15 protein-coding genes are annotated in these 25,532 nt (G+C 47.7%); 10 read left to right on the top strand and 5 right to left on the bottom strand.

The window, feature by feature from the left end; genetic code table 11:
• The first annotated feature begins 46 nt into the window (after nucleotides 1-46).
• Together ACYVE4_RS14770 and ACYVE4_RS14765 are read left to right on the top strand one after the other, a co-directional pair.
• Nucleotides 47-1,552 (top strand): peptide MFS transporter, encoded by a 1,506-nt coding sequence (locus ACYVE4_RS14770; RefSeq protein WP_461040921.1) that lies wholly within the window; start codon nucleotides 47-49, stop codon nucleotides 1,550-1,552.
• A 316-nt stretch (nucleotides 1,553-1,868) separates the two neighbouring features.
• On the top strand, nucleotides 1,869-2,426 hold the full coding sequence (locus tag ACYVE4_RS14765; protein WP_461040920.1) for an RNA polymerase sigma factor: 558 nt from the start codon (nucleotides 1,869-1,871) through the stop codon (nucleotides 2,424-2,426).
• Nucleotides 2,427-2,555: 129 nt separating this feature from the next.
• Here the strand turns inward: ACYVE4_RS14765 and ACYVE4_RS14760 are convergent, their stop codons facing one another.
• The 5 genes from ACYVE4_RS14760 to ACYVE4_RS14740 all read right to left on the bottom strand — a co-directional run bounded on the left by ACYVE4_RS14760 (nucleotide 2,556) and on the right by ACYVE4_RS14740 (nucleotide 9,886).
• On the bottom strand, nucleotides 2,556-3,491 hold the full coding sequence (locus ACYVE4_RS14760; protein WP_461040919.1) for a S1/P1 nuclease: 936 nt from the start codon (nucleotides 3,489-3,491) through the stop codon (nucleotides 2,556-2,558).
• 65 nt (nucleotides 3,492-3,556) lie between these two features.
• On the bottom strand, nucleotides 3,557-4,696 hold the full coding sequence (locus tag ACYVE4_RS14755; RefSeq protein ID WP_461040918.1) for a glycerate kinase: 1,140 nt from the start codon (nucleotides 4,694-4,696) through the stop codon (nucleotides 3,557-3,559).
• 93 nt (nucleotides 4,697-4,789) lie between these two features.
• A complete protein-coding gene (locus tag ACYVE4_RS14750; RefSeq protein WP_461040917.1) occupies nucleotides 4,790-5,749 on the bottom strand; it encodes a D-2-hydroxyacid dehydrogenase in 960 nt (319 codons plus the stop codon).
• 82 nt (nucleotides 5,750-5,831) lie between these two features.
• Nucleotides 5,832-7,601, bottom strand: a complete 1,770-nt coding sequence (locus ACYVE4_RS14745; RefSeq protein WP_461040916.1) for an L-lactate permease — start codon at nucleotides 7,599-7,601, stop codon at nucleotides 5,832-5,834.
• Nucleotides 7,602-7,702: 101 nt separating this feature from the next.
• Nucleotides 7,703-9,886, bottom strand: coding sequence for an alpha-amylase family protein (locus ACYVE4_RS14740; RefSeq protein ID WP_461040915.1), 2,184 nt, complete (start codon nucleotides 9,884-9,886; stop codon nucleotides 7,703-7,705).
• 459 nt (nucleotides 9,887-10,345) lie between these two features.
• Between ACYVE4_RS14740 and ACYVE4_RS14735 the strand changes: the two genes are divergently transcribed.
• The 8 genes from ACYVE4_RS14735 (at nucleotide 10,346) to ACYVE4_RS14700 (ending at nucleotide 25,487) form a co-directional block, all read left to right on the top strand.
• Nucleotides 10,346-11,044: an RNA polymerase sigma-70 factor gene (locus ACYVE4_RS14735; RefSeq protein ID WP_461040914.1), complete on the top strand. Its 699-nt coding sequence runs from the start codon at nucleotides 10,346-10,348 to the stop codon at nucleotides 11,042-11,044.
• A gap of 79 nt (nucleotides 11,045-11,123) precedes the next feature.
• Entirely contained in the window at nucleotides 11,124-12,143 is a 1,020-nt protein-coding gene (locus ACYVE4_RS14730; protein ID WP_461040913.1) for a FecR family protein, read from the top strand.
• A 21-nt stretch (nucleotides 12,144-12,164) separates the two neighbouring features.
• Entirely contained in the window at nucleotides 12,165-15,650 is a 3,486-nt protein-coding gene (locus ACYVE4_RS14725) for a SusC/RagA family TonB-linked outer membrane protein (protein WP_461040912.1), read from the top strand.
• 30 nt (nucleotides 15,651-15,680) lie between these two features.
• Entirely contained in the window at nucleotides 15,681-17,120 is a 1,440-nt protein-coding gene (locus ACYVE4_RS14720; protein ID WP_461040911.1) for a RagB/SusD family nutrient uptake outer membrane protein, read from the top strand.
• Between the two features lie 167 nt (nucleotides 17,121-17,287).
• Nucleotides 17,288-19,585 (top strand): GH92 family glycosyl hydrolase, encoded by a 2,298-nt coding sequence (locus ACYVE4_RS14715; protein ID WP_461040910.1) that lies wholly within the window; start codon nucleotides 17,288-17,290, stop codon nucleotides 19,583-19,585.
• 97 nt (nucleotides 19,586-19,682) lie between these two features.
• Complete coding sequence (locus ACYVE4_RS14710; protein ID WP_461040909.1) at nucleotides 19,683-21,980, top strand: GH92 family glycosyl hydrolase; 2,298 nt, start codon at nucleotides 19,683-19,685, stop codon at nucleotides 21,978-21,980.
• A 55-nt stretch (nucleotides 21,981-22,035) separates the two neighbouring features.
• Nucleotides 22,036-23,805 carry an L-lactate permease gene (locus ACYVE4_RS14705; RefSeq protein WP_461040908.1) on the top strand — a complete coding sequence of 590 codons (1,770 nt, stop codon included), beginning with the start codon at nucleotides 22,036-22,038 and terminating at the stop codon, nucleotides 23,803-23,805.
• A 59-nt stretch (nucleotides 23,806-23,864) separates the two neighbouring features.
• The gene (locus ACYVE4_RS14700; RefSeq protein ID WP_461040907.1) at nucleotides 23,865-25,487 is read left to right on the top strand and encodes a hypothetical protein; all 1,623 of its coding nucleotides are present in this window, start codon (nucleotides 23,865-23,867) and stop codon (nucleotides 25,485-25,487) included.
• Nucleotides 25,488-25,532 lie beyond the last annotated feature (45 nt).

The raw sequence follows: 25,532 nt of genomic DNA, 5'->3' as shown, positions 1-25,532 counted from the left end.
TTATTTACGCATAATCTTCGGCAAACTAACTGATCTCCCCAACTGAATGCAAGCCACTATTGAAAAGCCCCAAAGTACTCCTACGTTATTTGGTCATCCTATAGGCCTTTTTGTTCTGTTTCTCACAGAGATGTGGGAGCGGTTCAGTTACTATGGAATGAGGGCCATTTTGCTCTTGTTCTTGCTCGACAATATAAAGGGAGGTATGGGCTTAACGGAAATCGAAGGGGCTGCCATTTATGGAATTTATACCGCTTCGGTTTATTTGCTATCGCTACCCGGCGGTTGGATTGCCGATAACATTCTGGGACAGCGTAAAGCCATATTGCTCGGAGGTCTGATAATTATGCTTGGGCATATCATTCTGGCCTTTCCAACTGTCCCGGCCTTATTCTACTCAGGGCTCTGCGTGGTCGCTATCGGAACGGGTTTGCTAAAACCTAATATCAGCTCTATTGTTGGCGAATTGTATCCTGAGGGAGGAGCTCGGCGAGATGCGGCTTTCTCGATTTTCTATATGGGTATTAATCTGGGTTCTTTCCTCGGCGTTACTATTGTGGGGCTTCTGGGCCAGAAAGTAGGCTGGCATTATGGATTTGGCGCAGCAGCGATTGGTATGGGAATAGGCGTTATTACGTTTCGAATACTGGGACAGCGCTACCTTGCCCAATATGGAAATCAACCCAAACCATCTGAACGTAATGAATCAACAACATCGGGTGGTAATAGGTCATTGATTGGTTTTATAGTGGGTCTGATTGGCGTACTGGTTTTATTACAGGTAACAAATGTCATCAATCTGACCACGGCGCAAGGACTCGCTCAGGCTATGGGATTAATTATCTCACTGGTGGCAGTTGGTTATTTCATTTATATTCTGGTGCTGGGCGGTTTGACGACTGTTGAGAAGAAGCGATTGGTCGTCCTGTTTACATTCTTTTTAGCTGGTGCGTTGTTCTGGGCGGGATTTGAGCAGCAGGGGTCGTCGCTGCAAATCTTTGCCGATCGGTATACGGATCTTAATGTATTCGGGTGGATAGTGCCATCGAGCTGGTTTCAGAATTTCAACGCAGCTTTTATTCTGATCTTCTCGCCCGTAATGGCGGCTGTCTGGATTGGATTAGCCAATCGGAACATCAATCTTCCGACTCCTATGAAACTAGCTTTTGCCCTGCTTTTATTGGGAGTAGGCTATTTAGTGATGGTAGCCGGTTCAAAAATTGCGGTAACAGGCCAACTGGCTTCTCCGATGTTTCTAATGTTTACTTTTTTCTTTCATACAATCGGAGAGCTGTGTCTGAGCCCGGTTGGCTTAAGTGCATTTACTAAATTGGCACCCAAGCGGTATGGTAGCCAACTGATGGGGCTTTGGTTTGTCGGTAATTCATTGGGTAATCTGATTGCAGGTTTATTCGCAGGAGGATTCGATGAGAAAAACGTACAACAAATGCCAGATCTGTTTATGAGTGTAGTTTATTTTAGCCTTGGCTTTGGTTTTTTGCTCCTGATTTTATCCGGGCCACTGAAAAAGTGGATGGGGGGCATTCAATAATTTGGCACGAAAAAATAGTGACTTTATGCCGCTCTGCAAGTTTTATTCCGGAATAGAATAAAATAAAGGATCAGCGGGAAAATTGCTATAAAATCTTGTACTATTACTAAAAAAGCAGACCGCTTACTAGCAGTCTGCTTTTTTTATTTGGTTAATTAATGGTTAACGAATCTATAAATAAACTAACCAATTATTGCACTGAACAAAATATATCCACCGCTTACGAAATATTCAGTTACCAATTCTCTCCTTTTTAATCTAATTAATAAATTTTAAAAACTGCTACTAACTCATACTTAATACCTATTGCTAGTTCATGCTTTCACCTACTTCATTAACAGACGAGGAATTGCTTCGGCAATGTTTACCGACACAGCCGAATCAATGTTTTGAAACGCTGTATAATCGATATGTCAACAAAGTATATCGCCGGTGTTTATCTATGACGAAAGACGCCGATCAGGCGCAGGATTTTACGCACGATATCTTTCTGAAAGTCTTTAATAAGCTCGATGCGTTTCAACAGCGCTCTAGTTTTTCTACCTGGCTTTATTCAATTGCCTTCAATTATTGCTCCGATCAGCTTAGAATTGCCAAACGGCTTCAAACAACAGATTTGGATGAGCGGCTATCAGAAAGCCGGGCAGAATCTACAGAAGCTCAATTGCATGAAGAGACCTTACAAGCGGTAAAGCAGGCTATGGAGCAACTCACATCTAAAGAGCGTACGTTACTTCGTCTGAAGTATGAAGATGGAATGAGTATTGATGAAATTGCTGATTTGTATGACCTTAAGCCGAGTGCTGTTAAAATGCGACTAAAGCGGAGTCGGGAGAAAGTACAGGCTATTTGTGCTCAGCAATATCTCAATTAACAGCTCAGATCATCAGTTATTTGTCAATATTAACATAGCTCGCTGGCTCCCGTAATTAGGCCAGGTGATCCATCGTGCGTCTTTATAAACGTCTCATTTATAGGTATATCGCTATTTTTACATCAGAAATCAATTAGTTAAGTCGGTTACTAACTCATTTGTTAATCGATAGCCTGATAGGGCTACCTGGCGTTGCGCAATGGGTTTTACGGTGGCTACATAATCAGTTGGTAATACAGTTCCTTCGGTGTCGGTACCGGGCTGGAGCGTATTGTTACGATATGCGTTGTCCTGAGCCAACTGGAAACTCTCCTTCGACCAGGCTACAATACCTGGATTACCCAACTGGGCCAATTGAGTTGGCGGTAGGTCATGGCGTAACTGCACCGCCAGATTATCGACTGATCGAAAATCATCGGCCCCCAAGAGCATGCCATCCCAAAAGGAATGCAGATTGATCGTTTGGCTGCTCATCATCACCTTGATCTTAAACAGGTTACCTCCCTGATCTCCTTTCGGAAACTGCGAATCCACCAGTGCTACGTTATGGAGCGGCATATGCACATCGCCCGCCAAATGAAATAACCAGCACAGCGCAATCGCTTTTGAGCTATCGGGCGCGTTGCTCATCAATAGCTGTCGATTTAATTCATACGCTTGTAAGATCGTTTCCCCCGTAGGAAGCGTCGTGTCCGTTCGTGCAATTCCCTGTTTCGGAGCGTATACATAATTGATAAAATGCCAGGTAAAATGGTCATGATACGGATCTTTTCCCTTAACATCATCCGGCCAACGGGCAGCCATCATAAATAAATATTCGTTCTGCTCCTCCTCCGACAAATTCAGTTTTGAAAACTGCGGAGCCCACTGTTTCTGGAAATAAGGATGCTGCTTCAGAAGTGACACAACTTTCGTCAGCGTTTGAGGAGAATCGCTTTTCAGGTTACGATACGCCATCGCGCCAATGACCATGTGGGTTGCTTTATTCCAGGCATACACACTCGATACGCTGGTAAGCAGGAGCCCTAGAACAGTAAGTCGGAGGAGGAAATAAGGCCGAAGCATATGTTGAAGAGGAAGTGATGGGTGTAAAATTAACACTAACCTTCAAACATTAACCCAATCGTTTATTATGTATTCGTTGCCAATAAATTGCCAATCTGGCAGGCTGTTCGGACTAGGTTTTGTTTCGTGTTTTTAAGCGCAGTGGCTAGATCAGTAGGAGTATTGCCAATGGCCAGCAGCATATCGAAATACTGACTCAGACCAGGGTGTTGTTCGAGCGGAATTTTTCCGGCCAGGCCAATTACGGGTAAACTTCTTGTTTTGGCCCGGTAAGCAACTCCGTATGGACCCTTTCCGTTTAGGGTCTGCTCATCGATACTACCTTCGCCCGTAATGACAAGGTCAGTGTTGGCTAGAGACGCATCAAAGCCCGTAAAATCAAGGAAGAATTCGATGCCATTGATCAGCTTCGCGTTCAGAAACGTATAGAGTCCTGCTGATACCCCGCCAGCTGCTCCGCCATGCTTGATAGCCGCCATATCAATACTCGTTTGCCGCTGAGCTATATTGGCCAGTGTACCCAGACCCGCATCTAATTGTGTGACCATTTGCGGAGTAGCTCCCTTTTGCGGGCCAAACACCGCTGCAGATCCTTGATCACCCAGTAGCATATTATCGACATCGCAAAGAATGGACATCTCGGAAGCTAATGCACGTTGATCCAATTGTGAAATGTCAATCCTGATCATTTCGGTGAAACTTCCGGGCTCGGTTAATTCATTGCCTGATGCATCCAGAAACCGAACGCCCAGCGCCCGCAGAATACCTGTTCCCCCATCGACCGTTGCTGATCCACCGATTGCCAGCACGAGTTTTTTCACACCTTTATCCAGAGCCAGTTTAATAAGCTGGCCAGTACCAAATGAGGTAGCTTTGAGTGGATTCAATTCATCGGGTTTGATCAGGTGAAGCCCCGACGCGCTAGCCATTTCAATAATCGCTGTTTCGCCGTTGTTGACCACTCCAAACGAAGCGGTAATTTTCCGGCCAAATGGGTCATCAACTTCCGCCGAGATAGGCTGGCCGTTGTGTTTTCGGATCATTAACTCCCCCGTACCATCGCCCCCGTCGCCAATGGGAAAGCATTCGCATACACAATTGAGCGCACTCTTCTGAAATCCTTCCTGAATGGCAAGTGCGGCATCCAGCGCATTGAGACTGTGTTTAAAGGCATTAGGGGCAATGAGAATGCGGGTTTGTTTCATTATCGTGTTGAAGGAGTGGGCTAATAGTGCATCCTGTGCCTGTTTGCTGATGACGAACAAGCACAGGATTAAGGAAAGGAGAAAACCTAACCGTTATTTATTGACTACGTTGACCGGATTACCATTGATATAGGCTGACAGATTTGCAACCGTAATGTCCATTAATCTGGATCGGGCTTCTTTGGTTGCCCAGGCAATATGGGGTGTAATCAGGCAGTTTTTAGCCGTAAAAAGTGGATTGTCGGGAGCGGGCGGCTCCAGGGATAATACATCGATACCCGCACCGGCAATGACATCATTATTCAGGGCATCCGCTAAATCCTGATCAACTACAATAGGACCTCGGGAGGTATTCAGCAGGAAAGCCGTTGGCTTCATTCGCTTCAAGTTTTCCTGGTTAATTAAGTCTTTAGTTTCGGGCGTTAATGGGCAATGAATGCTGACTACGTCCGACTGTTCCAGAATGTCCGATACTTCCGCCCAGCGAAAATTGGATCGGTGCGATTGGTCGGTATGGTGCCGTTTCGAGCCGAGAATAGTCATGCCGAAAGCCGTGGCTATGTCGCCAACTTTCTCGCCGATGCTTCCGAAGCCAATGATACCGATCGTTTTTCCGGCCAGTTCAACCAATGGGTAATCCCAATAACACCAGTCGGCTGATTTTGCCCATCTGCCTGCTTTTACCGTATCGCTATGGTGTTTAACGTGTTGGGTGAGTTCGAGCAAGAGTGCGAAGGTCATCTGAACTACTGAGGGGGTTCCATATCCTGGTACGTTGCTAACGATAATGCCCTTTTGCTTCGCTACATCGGTATTGACAACATTGTAGCCAGTCGCCAGAACGCCAATAAACTTCAGATCAGGCAGTTTTGACAAAGTAGCTTCATCTAATGGCGTCTTGTTGGTGAATACAATCTCGGCATCCTGCGCCCGCCCGACAATTTGATCAACCGGCGTTCGATCATAAACAGTTAGGTCACCTAATTTTTCCAGGCCTTCCCAGGATAAATCGCCTGGATTCAGTGTATAACCATCTAATACGACAATCTTCATTCGTGAGTTTCTTTCGTTTATGGAATCGTTCGGGACGTTTTAGCCCGAAAGTTAAAACAAGCAAACTTGTTTGGCAGGGAAATTAGTTAGCCATGTTGGGTGTTTGAACGGGCTTTCGGTTCATCATTCGTACAATCACCGCTAATACGATAATCAGAATAACCAATCCGATCAGATAAGTATAGCCCTTTGATAAGTCCACTGCACCAACTCCTTTGGCACTACTCAGCAGTTCATACTTAGGAATAATCCACTGCAATACATACGCCTGTAAAAGCGTCAGCACACAAATGAAGCCCAGCATAATGAAGCTGTGCTTCACCGTGAACCGAAACAAATCCGACTCCTGCCCCACCAGATCACCAGCCGCTGCCGCCACCGCAATCGACTGGGGGGAGATCATCTTACCCACCACTCCCCCCGACACATTCGCCCCCACACTCACCACCGGGTCCACCCCGATCGACTCCGCGGTGGCATACTGCAACTTGCTGAACAGCGCATTGGCCGAGGTGTCCGACCCCGTGATGAACACCCCCAGCCAGCCCAGCACCGGCGCAAAAAACGGAAACCAGCTCCCCGTGCTGGCCAGCACCCGAGCTAAGGTTAACGTGATGCCCGAATCATTGACCAGGTAGGCAAAGCCCAGCACCGATGCCACCGTCAGGGTCGGAAACCGGAGTTGATAGAGGGTAGACCCGAAGACCTGTACCCCTTCTCGATACGATAATCCTACTAATGGAATAGCCACCAGGGCGGCAATCAGAATGGCCGTGCCAGCGGCTGAGAGGTAATTAAACTTAAAGACTTTGGCCAGCAATGTGCCATCCTGTGCCTGAATCGCATTGTGCAGGCCGGGAAACTCGAACTGGATTTGGCCGTGGGCATTCAGCACGTCCTTGATGGACTGCATGCCCCAGAAGATGACCAGGATGGTCAGCAGCAGAAACGGGCTCCAGGCTCGGAGCATCTGGCCAGGAGAGTAGGTGATTGATGTATCGAAAGTAGCGGCTGGTTCGTTGGCGAACCGCCAGATGGTGTTGGGTTTCCAGAGCCGCAGAAATGCCATCAAACAGATGATCGAACCCAGTCCGGCGATCACATCGGGCAAAGCGGGTCCTAAGAAATTAGAGGAGAGGTATTGCAGCAAGGCAAAAGCGCCACCTGATACCAATACGGCAGGCAATACCTCTTTGGCTTTCTTGAATCCAGCGATGATGGTCACCAGATAGAAGGGCAGAATAACGGACAGGATAGGCAGGGTACGACCCACCATCTGAGAGATGGGCAGCTCAGGGATGCCGGATACCTGCGAAGCCACGGTAATGGGAATGCCGATGGAGCCGAAAGCCACGGGGGCGGTGTTGGCGATGAGGCAGATGCCGGAGGCATACAGGGGGTTGAAGCCGAGCCCAACGAGCATGGCGGCTGTGATGGCGACGGGGGCGCCGAATCCCGCGGTACCTTCCAGGAAAGCGCCGAAGGAGAAGGCGATGAGCAGGGCCTGGAGTCGTCGGTCGGATGTGATGGAAGCCATGAAGTGTTTGATGATCTCGAACTGGCCAGCTTTGACGGTGAGGTTGAAGAGGAAGACGGCCATGGTGACCAGCCAGCAGATGGGGAAGATGCCGTAGAGGGCACCATGGAGGATGGAGAGGCTGGCCAACTGGATGGGCATTTTGTAGACAGCGATGGCGATGGTGGTGGCGATGAGGATGGCCAGCAGGCTAGCCTGGTATCCTTTCATTTTCCGGATGATGAGTGCCCAGAAGATGAATAGGATGGGCAGGGCGGCCAGCAGGGCGGAGAGAGCCAGGTTGTCAAAGGGGTCAATAACTTGTTTCCAAACCATGAGTTAGTTGGCGTTTAGGCTAGTGGATTTAATAGCCCCATCAGACAACAGACGTTTTCAGGGGCATTTTATACTTAGATCGGATAGTAAGAAGTACAGAATTAAGCGAAATCCAGTGCTACAATCTCGTGATCGAGAATTTTGGGTACAGCTAGCGTCACTTTACTTCCCTTCAGCTCAAAAGCAGGTTTCTGACCACTCATTAAGAGTTTTACGCCCGTCACTTTGGCTCCCGTTGGTACTCGTATCGATACCCTTGCGTCAACCGGAATCAGCTCACGGAAGGGACCTTTCATCATCATTGGATTGGTCAGATTCACGAGGTGGACCGTTATGGATTTGCTTTGCCGCCAGACATTGACGTCGATTACGCCGGGGCCTGTTACGTTGGCGATCGGTTCTTCATCGAGAGCCCACTGAACGACGTTGTTCAGCAATTGCCCATGGTCGACATTCAGCAGTTGCCAGAACGACCGATCCATATCGCCGGGAATGTAGGCAACTCGCCCTTTACCAACCTGACGCAAGTACAATTCCCGCGTATCGGTTTGGGCAACGCGCGGATAAACATCTTCCATTGGTAAATCAGGGTAAGTTGGAATCAGCGTGACCGGGCTGGAGAAAGCAGTGATCGGCTTGACAGACACTCTGTAAATGGAATTAATAATACGGGGGGTATCGTCTAACCCTTTCAGAATCAATTGGGTCTGACTATCCTTGGCCTCTCGGTTCAAATGCAGGTAACTGTTTCGCATGGGGCCTTCAACCTTCTGATCATAGGCGACACCGAATAAACTGGCGAGCCCAAAATCAGGCCGTTGCTTGCCTTCTTCGTCGTAAAGCGACGTTTCAAATGTAGCGACCAAACTTCCGCCATTATCGACGAAGGTCTGTAGCTGCTTGCATTGCTCATCCGAAAGAGCCGCTATATTCGGTAGGATTAATAATTTGAAGCGTTTCAGTTCGTCGGCTGAGAGCAGTTTGTCATTGACCATATCGAATGGAATCCGATTTTCGACCAGGTTGTGGTAGAAGCCGTCCAGATGGTCACTGCTTTTCTGTTGCCAAGCTTTTCCGCCGTAGTTGCGGTCCGTTTGTTCCGAATAGACGACCCCCACTCGCGCCATTGGAGAGGTATTGCGAAGGTATTTTTCTACCTTATAATAGCTCTCATACAACTTCGCGACGGATTCCATCCAGCGTTTGTCGTATATATCACCCCCGAATTTTACGAAGCAGGGGCGCATGCCATTAGCTACCCCTTCGGCTACCCAAATTCGGATTTCGGCGTCACTTTGTACCGAGTCTTTCCAACGAAACTCCTCTTCGATTCCTACACTGAAAATGCCGATCAACGGTTTCATACCCAGCGTCGAACGGAGTTCTTTCGCTCCTTTTCCATTTGCCCAGGGCGCAGTTAAACCCTTGCGGGCCTGTTGATCAGCAAAAAACAGATCTGCCTCTTTTCCCGTCATTATTTTATCCGGAAAGCCGTTCGGAATGAAGCGGGCAGTTGGCTTTTGTTTTCGAATACCCGCATCCCAAAGTGCCCATACTTCCCGTAATCGTTTCATGCGCCAATCGGCCCACTTGCGATAAGTGAGGTCGAGTTTATCCGCTTTTTGGGGCAACTCTAGTCCAGAGGCTTTTTTGAAATTGCTCCGACAATGTTCACAGTAGCAGATGTCGTGACCATGCCAGCGATTCGAGAAAATGCCTTCTGGCTCGAATCGCTCCATAATCTCCTGATTCACCTTCGGCATAAATTCGAAATTATAAGGGCCTAAGGCGCAGGTTACCCATAAATCCGGATTCGCCCAGTGACGACGTTTTTGCCCATCGACGGTTACAGCAATCCAGTCGGGATGAGCGTCATAAACATTCTGCCGGGCTGCGTGCGGATCGGTACGGAGCATGATCTTCATATTTTGCTGCCGACAACCGTCTACCAGATAGCCCAGCGTATCGGAATTTCCCATGAAATCGCTTCGATGGTGAAGCGGAATTTTGGTGGGATAAAACGCAACAATTCCGCCCGCACTCAACAATGCACCATCCGCATGGATACGTTTGAAGTAAGCTAGCCAGAAATCAGGATCATAATGGCCGGGGTCGCGTTCGACAAAGGCAAGCTGCGCCCATCGCATTGGACCGTCGAGCCAAAATGGTTCAACAGGTGCTACGCCAGTCACTAGCGGAGATGCGTTCGCCAGAATAGACGTGCCTGAAAGGGCATAGGCACTCCCTAAAAGACTGGTGTTTTTAATGAAATCTCTTCGTTCCATACGATGGGTAGTCAGAAAATTTGTCAGGAAGGCTAAGGTTAAGCGCTTTTACTTATTCACGGCATGACTAGCCGTTTTGAGGGAAATACATTATGTATCAACTTTAAAAGAAGACTAGGCGCATTTATTACCGCAGGATTCGCCGATTTTATCCGAATTCGCTGTTGATGAGGATATATTGATCTTACTTTGCTTTAGCTTTCAGAATCGGATAAACCAACGAAAACGTACGTGATTTGTGGCTATCAATAGCATTCACACCGATCAATACTATCCCTCTCCACATTCGTAAAGCAGTTGATTCTCTTCTCTCTACACTATTAAATTCAATTTTTTGAAAAAATAATGAAAAAGGACTAAGTGTTTTAACGGTCTCTTATCGTCTTTCTTTCAAACGGTTCTCGCATACGCAAACGACTCGGCGGCCCAAAACGAATTAAGCTAAGAGGAACTATACCCATGAACCACCCACTTCATTTGTCAGTAGAGATGGGGCAATTCCAGCCACTCAGACAGCGTCCGGATTCAGGGCCGCTATACGTATCGGATACGGAAGGAACAGGCAGGTCGTCGTCTGGTAAGGCGGGCTGGGATACTGAATTGTTTCTCCGAAAGGCCTTTGAAGAAGACGTCGACAATGGCATTGGGTTGCTGTTTCGGCAGTATTACGCCCTTTTATGCAGCCACGCCGTTCGGTATGTGTCGTCAAAAGCCATTGCAGAAGATATTGTATCGGATATTTTTTATGAATTCCAGGCCGAATCGCGCTATCTAACGATAAATACCTCCTACCGGGCTTATTTATTTACAGCAGTCCGAAATCGGGCTTTTGATTATGTACGGGCCGAAATGCGGCATAATACCTCGCTCGATAATGCAGAGTTCATGCCCGCGCATAAAACCCAAAGTCCTGACTCGATTACGCAATACGAAGAGTTGTATCACGATGTTGAAAATGCTATCAATGCGATGCCGTTGAAACGTCGTCAGATTTACGTGATGCATCGTTTTGAAGGGAAAAAATACCAGGAAATAGCGGATGAACTGCATCTGTCACTACGGACGGTAGAAGCACATCTCTTTCAGGGAATTCGCCAGATTCGAGCTTTATTAAAAGATAAATGGCTATTGATTGTCTGTATACTAACCCAATTCTAGCGGGAAATTTTTCTTTTTTAGTAGAATGACTAGGTACTTTTTACCCCGAAATCGTCATGATACTATTAACATTTGACTAATGAAAACTCAGGTATCAAAAGAATCGCTTCTCAACTACTTTGCTGGCCGGGCAACTGCTTTGCAGAAACAGGCCATTGACGAGTGGGTAAAGGACGAGGAAAACCGTGAGCTGTTTTTCATGTATCTGGCTATGTGGGAAAGTCAGAACCCACAGTTCATTGCGGATGACAGAGTAGCCCTGGAGCGACACCGGCAACGTATGTTGGACGGACAAGTAAGTAAGCTGGCTACGCTGCCATCCATAGCTGAAGAACCGGCTACCCGCCGATTAAATCCGACCCGGTTCCGATGGATGATGGCGGCTTCCGTCGGTGTGATTCTTCTGTTAAGTGGACTCTATTTTAAGGATACTCTGCTGTATAGTACCTACCAAACGTCTTTTGGGCAAACCCGTCTGGTCAAACTCTCCGACGGAAGCCAGATTACCTTAAATGCAAACTCATCCTTACGCGTGCCCCGATTCGGATTTGGTCAGAAAAACCGACAGGTCCGATTAATTGGTGAAGCTGATTTTTCTATTAAACATTTGCCTGATCATCAGAACTTTATTGTTCAGACTGATAAGAATTTTGAAGTAGTTGTGTTAGGTACCGAATTTATGGTGAATACACGGGAAAAGACCAAAAAAGTGGTTCTCAACAAAGGGAAAGTGCAACTGCTGTATCAGGAAGGGAAAGCCAGTAAACAGCTCACAATGAAACCCGGTAATCTGGTTACGTTCGATACGAAAGGACGGGTAAGTTTGAAGGAAACGGCCAAACCCGAGAATTTCACTTCCTGGAAAGAACATCGATTTGTATTTGACGGAACGACCCTGGCCGAGATAGGCACGCTGTTTAAGGAAAATTACGGCATTGAATTACAACTACAAATTTCCGATAAAACAATGTCTCAATGGGCAATTTCAGGGGCTTTCAAGGCATACAGCGCTGACGAACTTATTGAGGCATTAACGAGTGCATCCAATCTATCCTACAGACAGCAGGGCGATACTATTGTGATAACACAGAATCATTAACCAAAGAACCCTTACCTAACGATGAAAAAGCTCTTACGTATACTACTCCTCACCGGAGTGGTGCTGGGAGGAGTACGGCCTGGCTTTTCGCAGGTGCTGGCCAGAGCGCAGCAGACCCCGCAAAAAGATGGACTGTCCAAAGCCGCTCCCCAAAAACTCAAAGACGTACTGAAGAAACTACAGGATTATTACGCCGTCGATATCCTGTTTTTTGACCGAAATGTAGAAGGTCTCGTTGTTGTTGGCAACGCGGTCAACTTCAACGCGAACATCGAACAAAACCTTGGTACAATCCTGAAGCCACTAGGCCTAAAGTATAAAAAGGTGAAGAACGGTGGTTATGTGGTGGTGTCTAAAGAGCCAGCCGGAAAAGTTGAATCCAATAGTATTCCGTTACCCATTGCATCGCCCGAGGCCCTTGACAAGTCAGCCACGAACAACGATAGCGGAGAATCAAGCTTCACGCTCCCGCTCCGAACTTCCCTCGATGTTCAGATTGCCGATATAACTGTTCAGGGAACGGTTTTGGATGAAAAGGGGGAATCCCTGCCTGGAGTGAGTATCATCATTAAAGGCTCTCAGAAAGGAACAACAACGGATGCCGCAGGGAAATACAGACTGGATGTGCCGAATGCTTCGGCCATTCTCATTTTTAGCTATGTCGGGTACCTGTCGAAAGAAGTAACGGTCGGTAATCAGACAATGCTGGATGTTACGCTGAAAGCCGACGATAAAACGCTGGATGAGATTGTTGTGGTTGGGTATGGTACAGTGAAGAAGAAAGATTTGACGGGATCGGTTGGCATGATCAGCAACAAAGAAGTGAAAGACCTGGGCGTGACCCGCATCGAGCAGAGTCTGGCTGGTCGGGTGGCTGGGGTTCAGGTGAAAGCCGTTTCGGGTGAGCCCGGAGCAGCTCCTCAAATCAGGGTGCGGGGTATCGGAAGTATTTCGGCGGGAGCGGGTCCTCTGTACGTTGTCGATGGCTTTCCAACCGATAACATCCAGACCCTGAATCCCAATGACATCGAAACGCTGGATATTCTGAAAGATGCGTCGGCCACAGCCATCTACGGGTCGCGGGGGTCGAATGGCGTGGTGATTATCAGTACCAAACGCGGGAAAGCTGGCAAAGCGGCCATTTCGCTGGATACCTATTACGGCTGGCAAAGTGTATCGAAAGTACCGATCATGAAGAATTCGCGCGAACAGGCTCAATTCTTTTACGATGGCATGCGGAATAAAAATCTCGATGCAGGCCGAGATGTAACGGGACCGCCAACGGGTTGGGCAACGCCCGTACCGGCTATTATTATGGATGTGATCGAAGGCCGCAATACGACCGACGAAAATTCGCTGAATAAAGTATTAGTTACCGCTCCGCAACGTCAAATTCAGTTATCGGCTACGGGCGGCTCGGAGAACATTCGATACGCCGTAAGTGGTGAATATTTCAATCAGGATGGTATTATTATCAACAGCGGATTCAAACGATATTCTTTGCGGACGAACATCGATGCGCAGCTATCGAAACGATTATCACTGAAACTAAATCTAAACCCCTCGTATACAGAATTGCGTTCATTGCCCTCAACGGGTGTCAGTGGCGGTACAGCCGCTACATTAGGTATTGTTGCTTCTACATTACAAGTTCACAATTTTCGTCCGTTACTTAACCCTGACGGAAGCTATTTCAATTATGCCGGTCTGGCCGATATGGCCGACATTTATAATCCACTCGCCGTCGCTCAGGAAACGATCACATCACAAAAGAATCTACGCCTGTTAGGAAACATAAATCTGGAATATCAGATCATTAATGACTTAAAATTCAATGTATTACTAGGAGGGAGCCTGCTGAATAATAAAGGCATGTACTTCCGTCCGCAGCGGGCTTATTTCGCCAATGAATTGCCAACCGGATCGGACAATGCCGGATTTACAACGAACTGGCTTACAGAGTATACGCTGAATTATGCTAAAACCATCAACAAGCACTCCATTGCTGGTCTAGCTGGGTTTACCGCGCAGAAAGAACGGGGAGAAATCAGTTCGATGTCGAGCAATAAATTTCCGAATAATCTGGTGCCAACGTTAAGTGCTGTAGGTGGGTTGATTACGAACGGAACGGCTTCGATTTACGAATGGTCGCTGGTGTCGTATCTGGCTCGGGTAAACTACAATTACAACAGCAAATACTACCTGACTTCGTCGATTCGTACGGATGGTTCGTCCCGATTTGGTACGCAGAATAAATACGGGGTTTTCCCATCGGTGGCATTAGCCTGGCGTATTTCGGATGAGAGTTTTTTGAAGAATACACGGGGAATCAATGAGTTGAAACTACGCGCCAGCTATGGTGTAACGGGTAACAACAACATCGGAAATTACGATCAGTACGCTACCATAAGTTACGAGAATTATGGCTTGGGCAATTCCGTGGCAACCGCCATCGCACCGGGTCGGATTGCGAACCCAAACCTGACCTGGGAAACGCAGAGTTCCCTCAACTTTGGTATCGATGCGAGTCTATTCAATAATCGGATCAATGCGTCGATCGATCACTTCCGATCGAGTAATACCAATTTGTTATTGAATGTCAATATTCCGAATAATACGGGTTTCAGCACCGCTTTGCAGAACATCGGTGAAGTGCAGAATACCGGCTGGGAGTTTGTGTTGAATACCATCAACGTCGATCGGAAAATCAAATGGGGAACCGATTTCAACCTATCGACCTACCGGAACAAAGTGGTACGGTTAGGACCACAGGGCGATCCGATTTATTCGGGTAATAACGTAACTATGATCGGGCAACCAATTGGTATGTTTTTCGGCTGGCTGGTAGATGGCATTTTCAAAACGCAGGCTGAACTCGATCGCGGGCCGATCTACAATCCGGGAGGAAGTGATCGGTCGCGTGTTGGCGATGTTCGGTTTGTCGACATCAACGGAGATGGCGTGATCACCAATGCGGATAAAACACTGATGGGCTCGCCTTATCCCGATTTCTTCTACGGCATGACCAATCGCGTTTCGTATAAAAACCTGACACTCAGTTTTAGTCTACAAGGGTCGAAAGGCAACATGATTTATAACACCTCCCGAGGTGGTGGTAATAGTGGCCGGGCTCGGGTTCGTGGGTATGCGTTCAGCAATAACTATTGGAAATCCGAACAAGATCCTGGCGATGGCAAAACCCCTCGTCCGAATGATACACCAACGGGCGGTGTTCGCTTACCCAGTCAGTTGTTTCTGGATACAGGTACTTACCTGCGTATCAACAACATAACCTTGTCGTATGTAGTGCCTGCTGTTATTAGTCAGAAGTTGAAACTCAGTTCGTTGCGGGTGTACGTAAATGCGACCAATCCGTTCATTTTCACCAAAAATACCGCGTTTAACCCGGAGGTCAGTACCACTGAAAATCCGTTGACGCCGGGCGTAGAAGCGAATGATTACCCGCTGCCAAAAACTATTATGGTTGGCTTGAATGTAGGATTTTAAGATGCGGAATCGACTAAAAGACGTCAAGTGATGAAAAAAATATTCGGCTTACTAACCCTGGCTTCCGTGTTTTTCACGTCCTGCCAAAAGAGTTTTATTGAACTGAATCCGATTTCTACTGTCAGCGTAGATGCGGTGTATAAAACCGATAAAGATTTCCAGGATGCTGTTGTCGGAATCTATGCCATGCTGCGAAATCAGTATCAGGATTTCTGGATTTTCGGTGATCTACGATCCGATGGGTCCTGGCATGCACTGGGGAACGATGCGTTTCTGGTATCGGTCGATAAATTCAACATGAATAGCGATGCCAACCTGATGATTTCCTCCTGGCGCAACTATTATAGCGCTATTAACCGGGCTAATCTGGTGATTTCCAAATTGGAATCGGCTGATCCGGCCGTAGTAACGAATAAGGATCGCCACATGGGTGAAGCTAAGTTTCTACGCGCTTTTGCCTATTTCGATCTAGTACGAATTTTTGGCGATGTACCTTTAAATACCGTTCCGACAACGGCTGATGAAGGGTACACAAAAGTTCGTGAGAAGGTTGACAAAATCTATGACGATGTGATTGTCAAAGATTTGATGGAAGCCGAAGCGAAACTTCCTGCAAAATATACTGGTGTCGATGTGGGAAGGGCTACGAAAGGGGCGGCAAAGGCTATTTTGGGCCGAGTATATATGACTCGCAAGGATTTTGTCAAAGCTGAAGCCAAACTGCAGGAAGTGACCACATTAGGCTATTCGCTTTTGGCAAACTACAACGATCTGTTCGACTATACAAAAGATGAGCATCACAGCGAATACATCTTTGATATCGAATATCAGGATGGAAATTTAGGCGCAGGCAGTGGTTTTTCGAATAAATTCCTTCCTAAATCGGCTAATTCACTGGCTGAAACCTTTTACGGAATTAAAGGTGGGGCAGGGGAACAGAACACTCCTACACTCGCTCTGTTTGATTCATTCGATTCGAAAGATCCTCGTAGAGATGTTACTGTTGCCAAAGGTTACACGGATAATAACGGTGTTTTTCAGGGCTTTCTACAGATTGCTACGTTCACGAAAAAGTATCTGGCTGTTACGAACTCGCTGAACGACAGTAAAGTAAACTGGAAAGTAATTCGCTATGCTGATGTGCTATTGATGTACGCAGAGGCACTAAATGAAAATGGCAAAACAGATATGGCGCTGACGTATCTGAATCAGATTCGCACCCGCGCCAAAATGCCCGTATTTACCACCATGACGAAAGATCAACTCCGTACCAGAATCTACGATGAACGGATATACGAATTGTCGATGGAGGGCGTTCGCTGGTTCGATCTGGCCCGAACGGGGCGTCTGGAAAGTGTGATGGGGCCACTGGGGCTTAAGCCATTTAATGCACTTTTCCCGATTCCATTGGTTGAAATTCAGATTATCAATAACCCATCCATACTGCCTCAGAATCCGGGGTATAGTTAATCGGTTTTTCCCCTCACGGCAGCGGCCGACCGTCCCCTGCCCTTCTCCCAAAACGGGATAGGAGGGTAAAAGAAAACTATCTTGATTAGCCCCTCTCCCGTTTTGGGAGAGGGGTTGGGGTGAGGGTGAATGCAAGCCTATATCCAATACCTTCCTTTTCTCACATTATGAAACGAAAAATCAGCTCATTCGCCATTCTATCCCTATTGTGCTTCCTGATAAGTGCGCAAACTAGTTTTGGGCAGAAGAAGTCGAATCCAGCGGATAACCTGAAGTACATCGATCCGACGATTGGCAATGTAGCTCCGCTGCTGAATACCAATCGACCGGTGGTTCACCTGCCGAATCAGATGGTGCGGATTTATCCTAAACGGCAGGACCATCTGGATATGCAGATTACGGATTTTCCGATGCTGTCTCAGAATATCATAACCCCCCAAATGGTATTTGCCATCAAGCCCTACTCAGGTGCGCTAGCTGATACAGGTTGGTACCGTCGACTCACCTATGATCATGATTTCGAGACTGTTCACCCCTGGTATTATTCCGTACGATTGACGGATGACAATATACTGACGGAATTTACACCTGGTGCAAAAACCGGAATTTATCGATTCACCTTTCCGGCTGGCGAGAAGAAACATTTACTATTGTCGCATTACTACGCCAATGGGAAATACGATTTCCAGAACGGTAATGCTGTTGTGGGGACTGAGTTGGTGAACGATGCGATTCACGAACAGAAGGGCATGGCGTATCTGTATGGTGTATTCACGGGTAAACCGCAAACTGGGAAAAAAGAGGGCGAAAAAGATTGGGGACGATATACGGTGACAGGTACGCAGGAGAGACCCAAGAAAGTGCCGGGCGAACGAGCGTACGCGAGTTATTCGGAATCAGATAGTCCGGTGGTTGAATTTCGATATGGCATTTCGTTTATCAGTGTTGAGCAGGCCAAGAAGAATTTAGAGGCTGAGTTGAATGGAGTCAGTTTCGATCAACAGAAAGCTAAGGCGCAGACAGCCTGGGCTAAAACAATTGGTCGTATTCAGGTAGAAGGCGGTACCGAATCGCAGAAACGGAGTTTTTACACGGCGTTGTATCGATGCTACGCCCGCATGTTCGATATGACCGAAGACGGGAAATATTACAGCGGTTACGACAAAACAATTCACACTGACAAGCGGCCCTTTTACAATGATGATTACACCTGGGGTAATTACCTGGCTCTACATCCATTGCGCTGTATTCTGGATCCGGATCGAGAGGCCGATATGCTGGAATCATACGTGCGGATGTACAAAGAGAGCGGTTGGATGCCCGAATATCCCAAACCCTACGGGGATCGACCAGGGATGTTCGGTTTCAAATCGTGTGTGATGTTTCTGGATGCGTATCGGAAGGGGATTCGGAATTTTGATACAAAAACGGCTCTGGAGGGGATGCTCAAAAATGCCGAGCAGGCAACCATGCTTCCATCCCGAAACGGTCCCAAAGGAGCTTTGGAGGATTTTTATTACGCTAAAGGCTACTATCCTGCACTCAAACCGGGCGAAACGGAAACCGATCCGTTTGCCTCTCAGAAGCGAGGTCAAAAACGGTCGGCCGTTGCCATTACACTGGGCAATAGCTACGATAGCTGGGCATTGAGCGAGTTTGCAAAGGAACTGGGTAATCAGGATGTTGTGAAGAAGTTTGCGCCTTATGCCCAGAATTACAAGAACCTGTTCTATCCGAAAACAGGCTTTTTCATGCCCAAAGATGCACAGGGAAATTGGATTGAGATTGATCCGAAGTTCGACGGTGGACATGCGGGGCTTGATTATTACAACGAAAACAACGGCTGGAATTATCGCTGGAATGTACAGCAGGACATCAAAGGACTGACGGAACTGATGGGCGGGCCCGACAAAGTAGAGCAGAACCTAGATCAATTATTCCGTGAAGGGCTTGATCGACCCAAGCCGGTTTTCTGGGAGAAATTTCCCGATCAGACGGGGATGATTGGTCAGTTTGCGATGGGTAATCAGGTGACTTTCTTTATTCCCTACCTATTCACGTTTACGAATGCTCCTTGGAAAACCCAGAAATACACTCGGCTGCTGCTGGATACGTGGTTTCAGGATACCATTTTTGGTGTAGCGGGTGATGAAGATGCCGGTTCTATGTGTTCGTTCGCCGTCTTTTCCGCGATCGGTTTTTATCCGGTTACGCCCGGTATTCCCCGATACACGATCACCAGTCCATTGTTTAACAAAGTGACAGTGAGCCTTCCCAACGGAAAAACCTTCACCGTATTAGCTGCTAAAAACTCCCGAATCAACAAATACATTCAATCGGCTACCCTGAACGGGAAGCCACTGAAATCACTGTCGTTTACGCACGATGAGCTGATGCAGGGTGGTACGCTCGTACTCGATATGGGCGAGAAAACCGATAAAAAATGGGCGATAACGTATGAATAATCATAAGTAGGATTTTGTCATGCTTCGTTCTTCAGCATGACAAAACAGACTTTAATGGAAAATTTAAATAGAGTTCTGCATATAAACGGATAACTCAATGTTTTCTAGTCAATTAGTGAATGCATGTTTAGTCTCTGTACTAATTATTACCGGAATTGGTCAAGCTAGTTTTGGGCAAACCGGAAAGACAACCAATCCCGATCTAAACTACATCGATCCGACGATTGGCAATGTAGCTCCGCTGCTGAATACCAATCGACCGGTGGCGCATCTGCCGAATCAGATGGTGCGTGTTTATCCTAAACGGCAGGACCATCTGGATATGCAGATTACGGATTTTCCGATGCTGTCTCAGAATATTATTACCCCCCAAATGGTGTTTGCTATCAAACCTTCCGCAGGTGCGCTGGCCGATACGGGCTGGTACCGCCGGCTTACCTACGATCACGATCTGGAGGTGACGCGCCCCTGGTATTATTCCGTCAAACTGACTGACGATAATATTTTGCTGGAGTTTACGCCGGGAGCCAAAACGGGGATTTATCGATTTACATTTCCAGCAGGTGTGAAAAAGAATCTGCTTCTATCGCACTATTACGCCAATGGGAAATATGATTTTCAGAATGGCAATGTCATCGTAGGCACCGAGTTTGTGAACGATGCGATTCACGAGCAGAAGGGCATGGCGTATTTGTATGGCACGTTTACGGGTAAGCCGCAAACGGGTAAGAAAGACGGGGAAAAAGATTGGGGACGATATACAGTAAGTGGCATTCCCGAAAAACCCAAAAAAGTACCCGGTGAGCGGGCCTATGCAAGTTATTCGGAATCAGATAGTCCGGTGGTTGAATTTCGATATGGCATTTCGTTTATCAGTGTTGAGCAGGCCAAGAAGAATTTAGAGACTGAGTTGAACGGAGTCAGTTTCGATCAGCAGAAAGACAAAGCGCAGGCTGCCTGGGCAAAAGCCATAGGCAAGATTCACGTAGAAGGTGGAACTGAAGGTCAGAAACGGAGTTTCTACACGGCGTTGTATCGATGCTACGCCCGCATGTTCGATATGACCGAAAACGGGAAATATTACAGTGGCTACGACAAGAAGGTGCACGAAGACAAGCGGCCCTTTTACAACGATGATTACACCTGGGGAAATTATCTGGCGCTTCACCCGCTACAAATCATCCTAAATCCAGAAAAAGAAGCCGACATGCTCGAATCGTATGTTCGGATGTACAAGGAAAGTGGTTGGATGCCCGAATATCCCAAACCCTACGGGGATCGGCCGGGGATGTTTGGCTTCAAATCGTCAGTCATGTTTCTGGATGCGTATCGGAAGGGGATTCGAAATTTCGATGTGAAGTCAGCGTTTGACGGCATGCTTAAAAATGCGGAACAGGCTACTATGTTGCCCTTCCGAAATGGGCCAGCGGGTGATCTGGAAGCGTTTTATGCCAAGAATGGCTATTATCCAGCACTACGTCCGGGTGAGAAAGAAACGGATGCATTTGCTTCGCAGAAACCCGGTCAGAAACGCTCGGCCGTGGCTATTACGCTGGGGGATTGTTACGATAGCTGGGCACTGAGCGAACTGGCTAAAGAACTGGGCAATCAATCTATTGCTACCAAATATGCTCCCAGAGCGCAGAATTACAAGAATCTCTGGAGTGAAAAATACGGCCTGTTTATGCCCAAAGATGCACAAGGCAACTGGATCGACATTGATCCGAAGTTCGATGGGGGGCACAATGGATTTGATTATTACAATGAAAACAACGCCTGGAGTTATCTGTGGAATGTCCAGCAGGATGTGAAAGGTCTGCGAGACTTGATTGGTGGTCCTGAAAAAATGGAGCAAAAACTGGATCAGCTTTTCCGGGAAGGCATGGAGAAAAGCAAGCCCGTTTTCTGGGAAATGTGGCCGAATCAAACGGGGATGATCGGTCAGTTTGCCATGGGTAATCAGGTAACGTTTTTTATTCCCTATCTCTTCAATTATACAAACGCGCCCTGGAAAACCCAGAAATACACCCGACTGCTGCTGGATACCTGGTTTCAGGATAACATCTTCGGCGTTCCCGGCGATGAGGATGGCGGTTCGATGTCTTCGTTTGTGGTCTTTTCGGCTATGGGATTTTACCCAACGACACCCGGTATACCGCGCTATTCGATCACCAGTCCATTTTTTACGAAGGTTAGTGTAGCCCTATCCAATGGCAAGACATTTACCATATCGGCACCAAAATCCTCACGAACCAACAAATACATTCAATCGGCTACGCTGAACGGAAAACCGCTGAAATCGCTGTCATTTACCCATGATGAGTTGATGCAGGGCGGTACACTGGTGCTGGAAATGGGCGAGAAAACCGATAAAAAATGGGAGATGCAAAACTGATTTCTGGTACGCACTATTGATTCACGTTTTGAAAAATTCGAACGACAACTAACTCATGGTCTGGAAACAAGTTATTGACCCCTTCGACAATCTGGCTCTCTCCGCCCTGCTGGCCGCCCTGCCCATCCTATTCATCTTCTGGGCACTCATCATCCGGAAAATGAAAGGCTATCAGGCCTCCCTCATCGCCATCCTCATCGCTACTGCTATCGCCATTTTCGTCTATAAAATGCCCCCCCAACTGGCGGGACTTTCCATCCTCCATGGCGCCCTCTACGGCATCTTTCCCATCTGCTGGCTGGTCACCATGGCCGTCTTCCTCTTCAACCTCACCGTCAAAGCTGGCCAGTTCGAGATCATCAAACACTTCATGGCCGCCATCACATCCGATCGACGACTCCAGGCCCTGCTCATCGCCTTCTCCTTCGGGGCTTTCCTGGAAGGTACCGCGGGATTCGGCGCCCCCGTCGCCATCACAGCCGCCATGCTCGTTGGGCTCGGCTTCAACCCCCTGTATGCCTCCGGCATCTGTTTGATTGCCAATACTGCTCCCGTCGCTTTCGGCTCTATTGGCATTCCCATCACCGTGGCTTCGCAGGTATCCGGCATCCCCGAGCTGCCCATCTCTCAGATGGTGGGCCGTACCCTGCCTATCCTGTCCGTTATTCTGCCCTTCTATCTGGTCACCATCATCGCCGGCTTTAAGAAAGCCCAGGAAGTGCTGCCCGCTGTACTGGTATCAGGAGGAGCCTTCGCCCTGCTGCAATACCTCTCCTCTAATTTCTTAGGACCCGCTTTGCCCGATGTGATCGCCGGACTGGGTTCGATCATCTGTTTGATGGCATTTCTTCGCGTCTGGAAACCCAACACCATCTGGCGATTCGCCAACGAACCAGCCCCTACCTTCGATACTTCCGTGAGCTACTCTTCGGGGCAGATGCTCAGAGCCTGGAGCCCGTTTCTGCTGCTGACCATCCTGGTCATCTTCTGGGGCATGCAGTCCATCAAGGACGTGCTGAATGCCCACGGCCAAATCCAGTTCGAGTTTCCCGGCCTGCACAATGCGATTCAGGGGCAGGATGGTAGCCTGCTGGCCAAAGTTTTCAAGTTTAATTACCTCTCAGCCGCTGGTACGGCCATTCTGATTGCCGCCCTGGTGGCTATTCCTCTGATTGGACTCACCTATCGGGAAGGTTTACAGGTGTTTGGCGCTACGCTGTACCAACTCCGGTTTCCGACCCTGACGGTGGCTTCAGTGCTGGGCTTTGCCTACCTGGTCAATGACTCGGGCATCACGTTAACCTTAGCTCGGGTGCTGGCCAGCACGGGGAGCTGGTTTCCGTTTTTTGCGCCGGTGCTGGGCTGGCTGGGGGTGTTCATCACGGGGTCGGACACCTCGGCCAATGCGCTGTTCAGCAAGTTGCAGTATGCCACCGCGGAGTCGATCGGGGTGGACCCGGTGGTGAGTGTGGGGGCGAATGTGTCGGGGGGAGTGGTGGGCAAGATGATCTCCCCCCAGTCGATCGCGGTGGCGGCAGCGGCTGGTGATCTGGTGGGGCAGGAGTCGGATTTATTTCGGTTCACGGTGAAGCACAGCTTCATTATGCTGGGCTTCATTTGTCTGATCACCTTAGCTCAAGCGTATGCAATCAAGTGGATTATTCCTAAGTATGAGATGCTTGGGGCAGCGAAAACAGCTACTGCGCCTGACTTGTCCAAAGGCTACACCTTATTGATTTTGTTGATTATTCTTCTGGTGGCACTGTCCGCAACGGTTCTGATTATGGCACGAAAAAAGTCGAAAGTGCCAACCTTGATTGACTGATTCATATCAAGTTATACAAGCATACTAAACCTAATTTCTCATTCTAGTTAGAAAGCACCATGAAATTGATATTCATAAATAAAGGCTACTTTCTGGCGGTACTTTTTAGTTTGTGTATTCAGAAAGTACAGGCACAGTCCATAAAACGATCCAACGTACCGGCTCCTGCTTTTGAAGTAACGGGCAGTATTTATCCCTGGGATGTTCACGATGAAGGCATCGACCTGATTCTGGACAACATGACCAGCATTGCGGGCGTCAATTCGGTGTATTTGATTGCCGTGATGCATGAAGAACATCGTCCGTTCAACAACGATAAATTGCCAGGTACATTTACGTTTATACACAATCCAGTTCGTTCGCACTGGGATGCTGAGGATTCCCGCGCCTATTTTAAACCGGATATGTCGATGTATGGAAAAATTAAACCACTCCTGTCGAAAGAGTCCTGGTTGAATGATACCGATTATCTAAAAATTGTACTTGATAAAGCGCATGCACGAGGATTGCGGGCTGGTGTGGAAGTATCGCACACATATATACCGGTCGAGGTGTTGAATGCCCATCCTGAATACAAACAGCGCGATATTACGAACAACATCGTTGATCGGCCCTGCACCAACAATCCCGATGTGCGAGCCTATCTGACAACGTTGTACACTGATCTGGCAAAACATTACGATGTCGATTATATCCAGACCTGTATGCTATTGTTCAGCCGATCCGACGACCCGGTGAAAGGTGGTACCTGTTTTTGCGAATCCTGTAAGCATAAGGCTAAAGCAATGGGTTTCAACCTGGAAGAAGCTATTCCTGTCCTGAAAGATAATCCGTACGCCGAACCTCAACTGAGCAACTGGCGCAAATTTCGACGCGATTGTACGACCGAAATCTATAAGGAGGTTACCGATAAAATCCATCAGGAAAATCCAAAGATCGATTTTCGGCTGAATGACCTAAATGACCGCACATCAGGTTTAACGCTCGAAGAGCTAAAGGGTAATATCAATTCGGTTCACCTATCGACGCATACTGAGCAGAACGGTTATCAGAAATCGGATCGAAAATCCAGGATAATGACCACTAAATATTTCATGGGCAACGAAATTCCGATTATACCCGGCGTACCTACGCGCTTGCTGACTACCCCTGAAATCATAAAATCGAGCATTAAAATTTCGGTCGAAAATGGGTCCAAAGGCATCGGTATCAAGCATTACGATGGATCGCCCTATTCGAATCTGCGGGCTGTTCGGAACGGGCTGAGCGAAGCAGGAGTAGCCGGATTTAAGCCCGTGATGGGCATTGAAGCCGAAAATATGACACTTACTGGCTACAAAGTCGACAAATTTCTGATTGAAAAATGCGTGCAAACAACGGGGAAAGGAACCGCTAAAACCTCCTTTACGAACCCATCAGGGACTTATACTTTAGTGGTTTCATATGCCGATGAAAAAGACGGGCAGGGCACAATGGCGTTGTCCATTGCTGGGAAGGAGAAAGCTTCCTGGAAACTGGCCGAAGATGTAGATTGCTGGCGACGTAAAACGATCCCCAATCTTAAAATTAATACGGGCGATGTGATTGAATTGATCGGAATTGCTAATGGGCGAGAAACGGCCCGGATCGACTTCATCGAGTTCATCCCGCAGGCTGTGCCTGAGGCCAGAAAAACGCATTAACGATATTATGGCATGGGTGACTATGCCTTATTGTAGGTTGGTTGG

It is taken from the genome of Spirosoma harenae (assembly GCF_054776975.1).
Note: the sequence above shows the minus strand (reverse complement) of the source record. Positions and strands in the feature narration are given on the sequence as shown.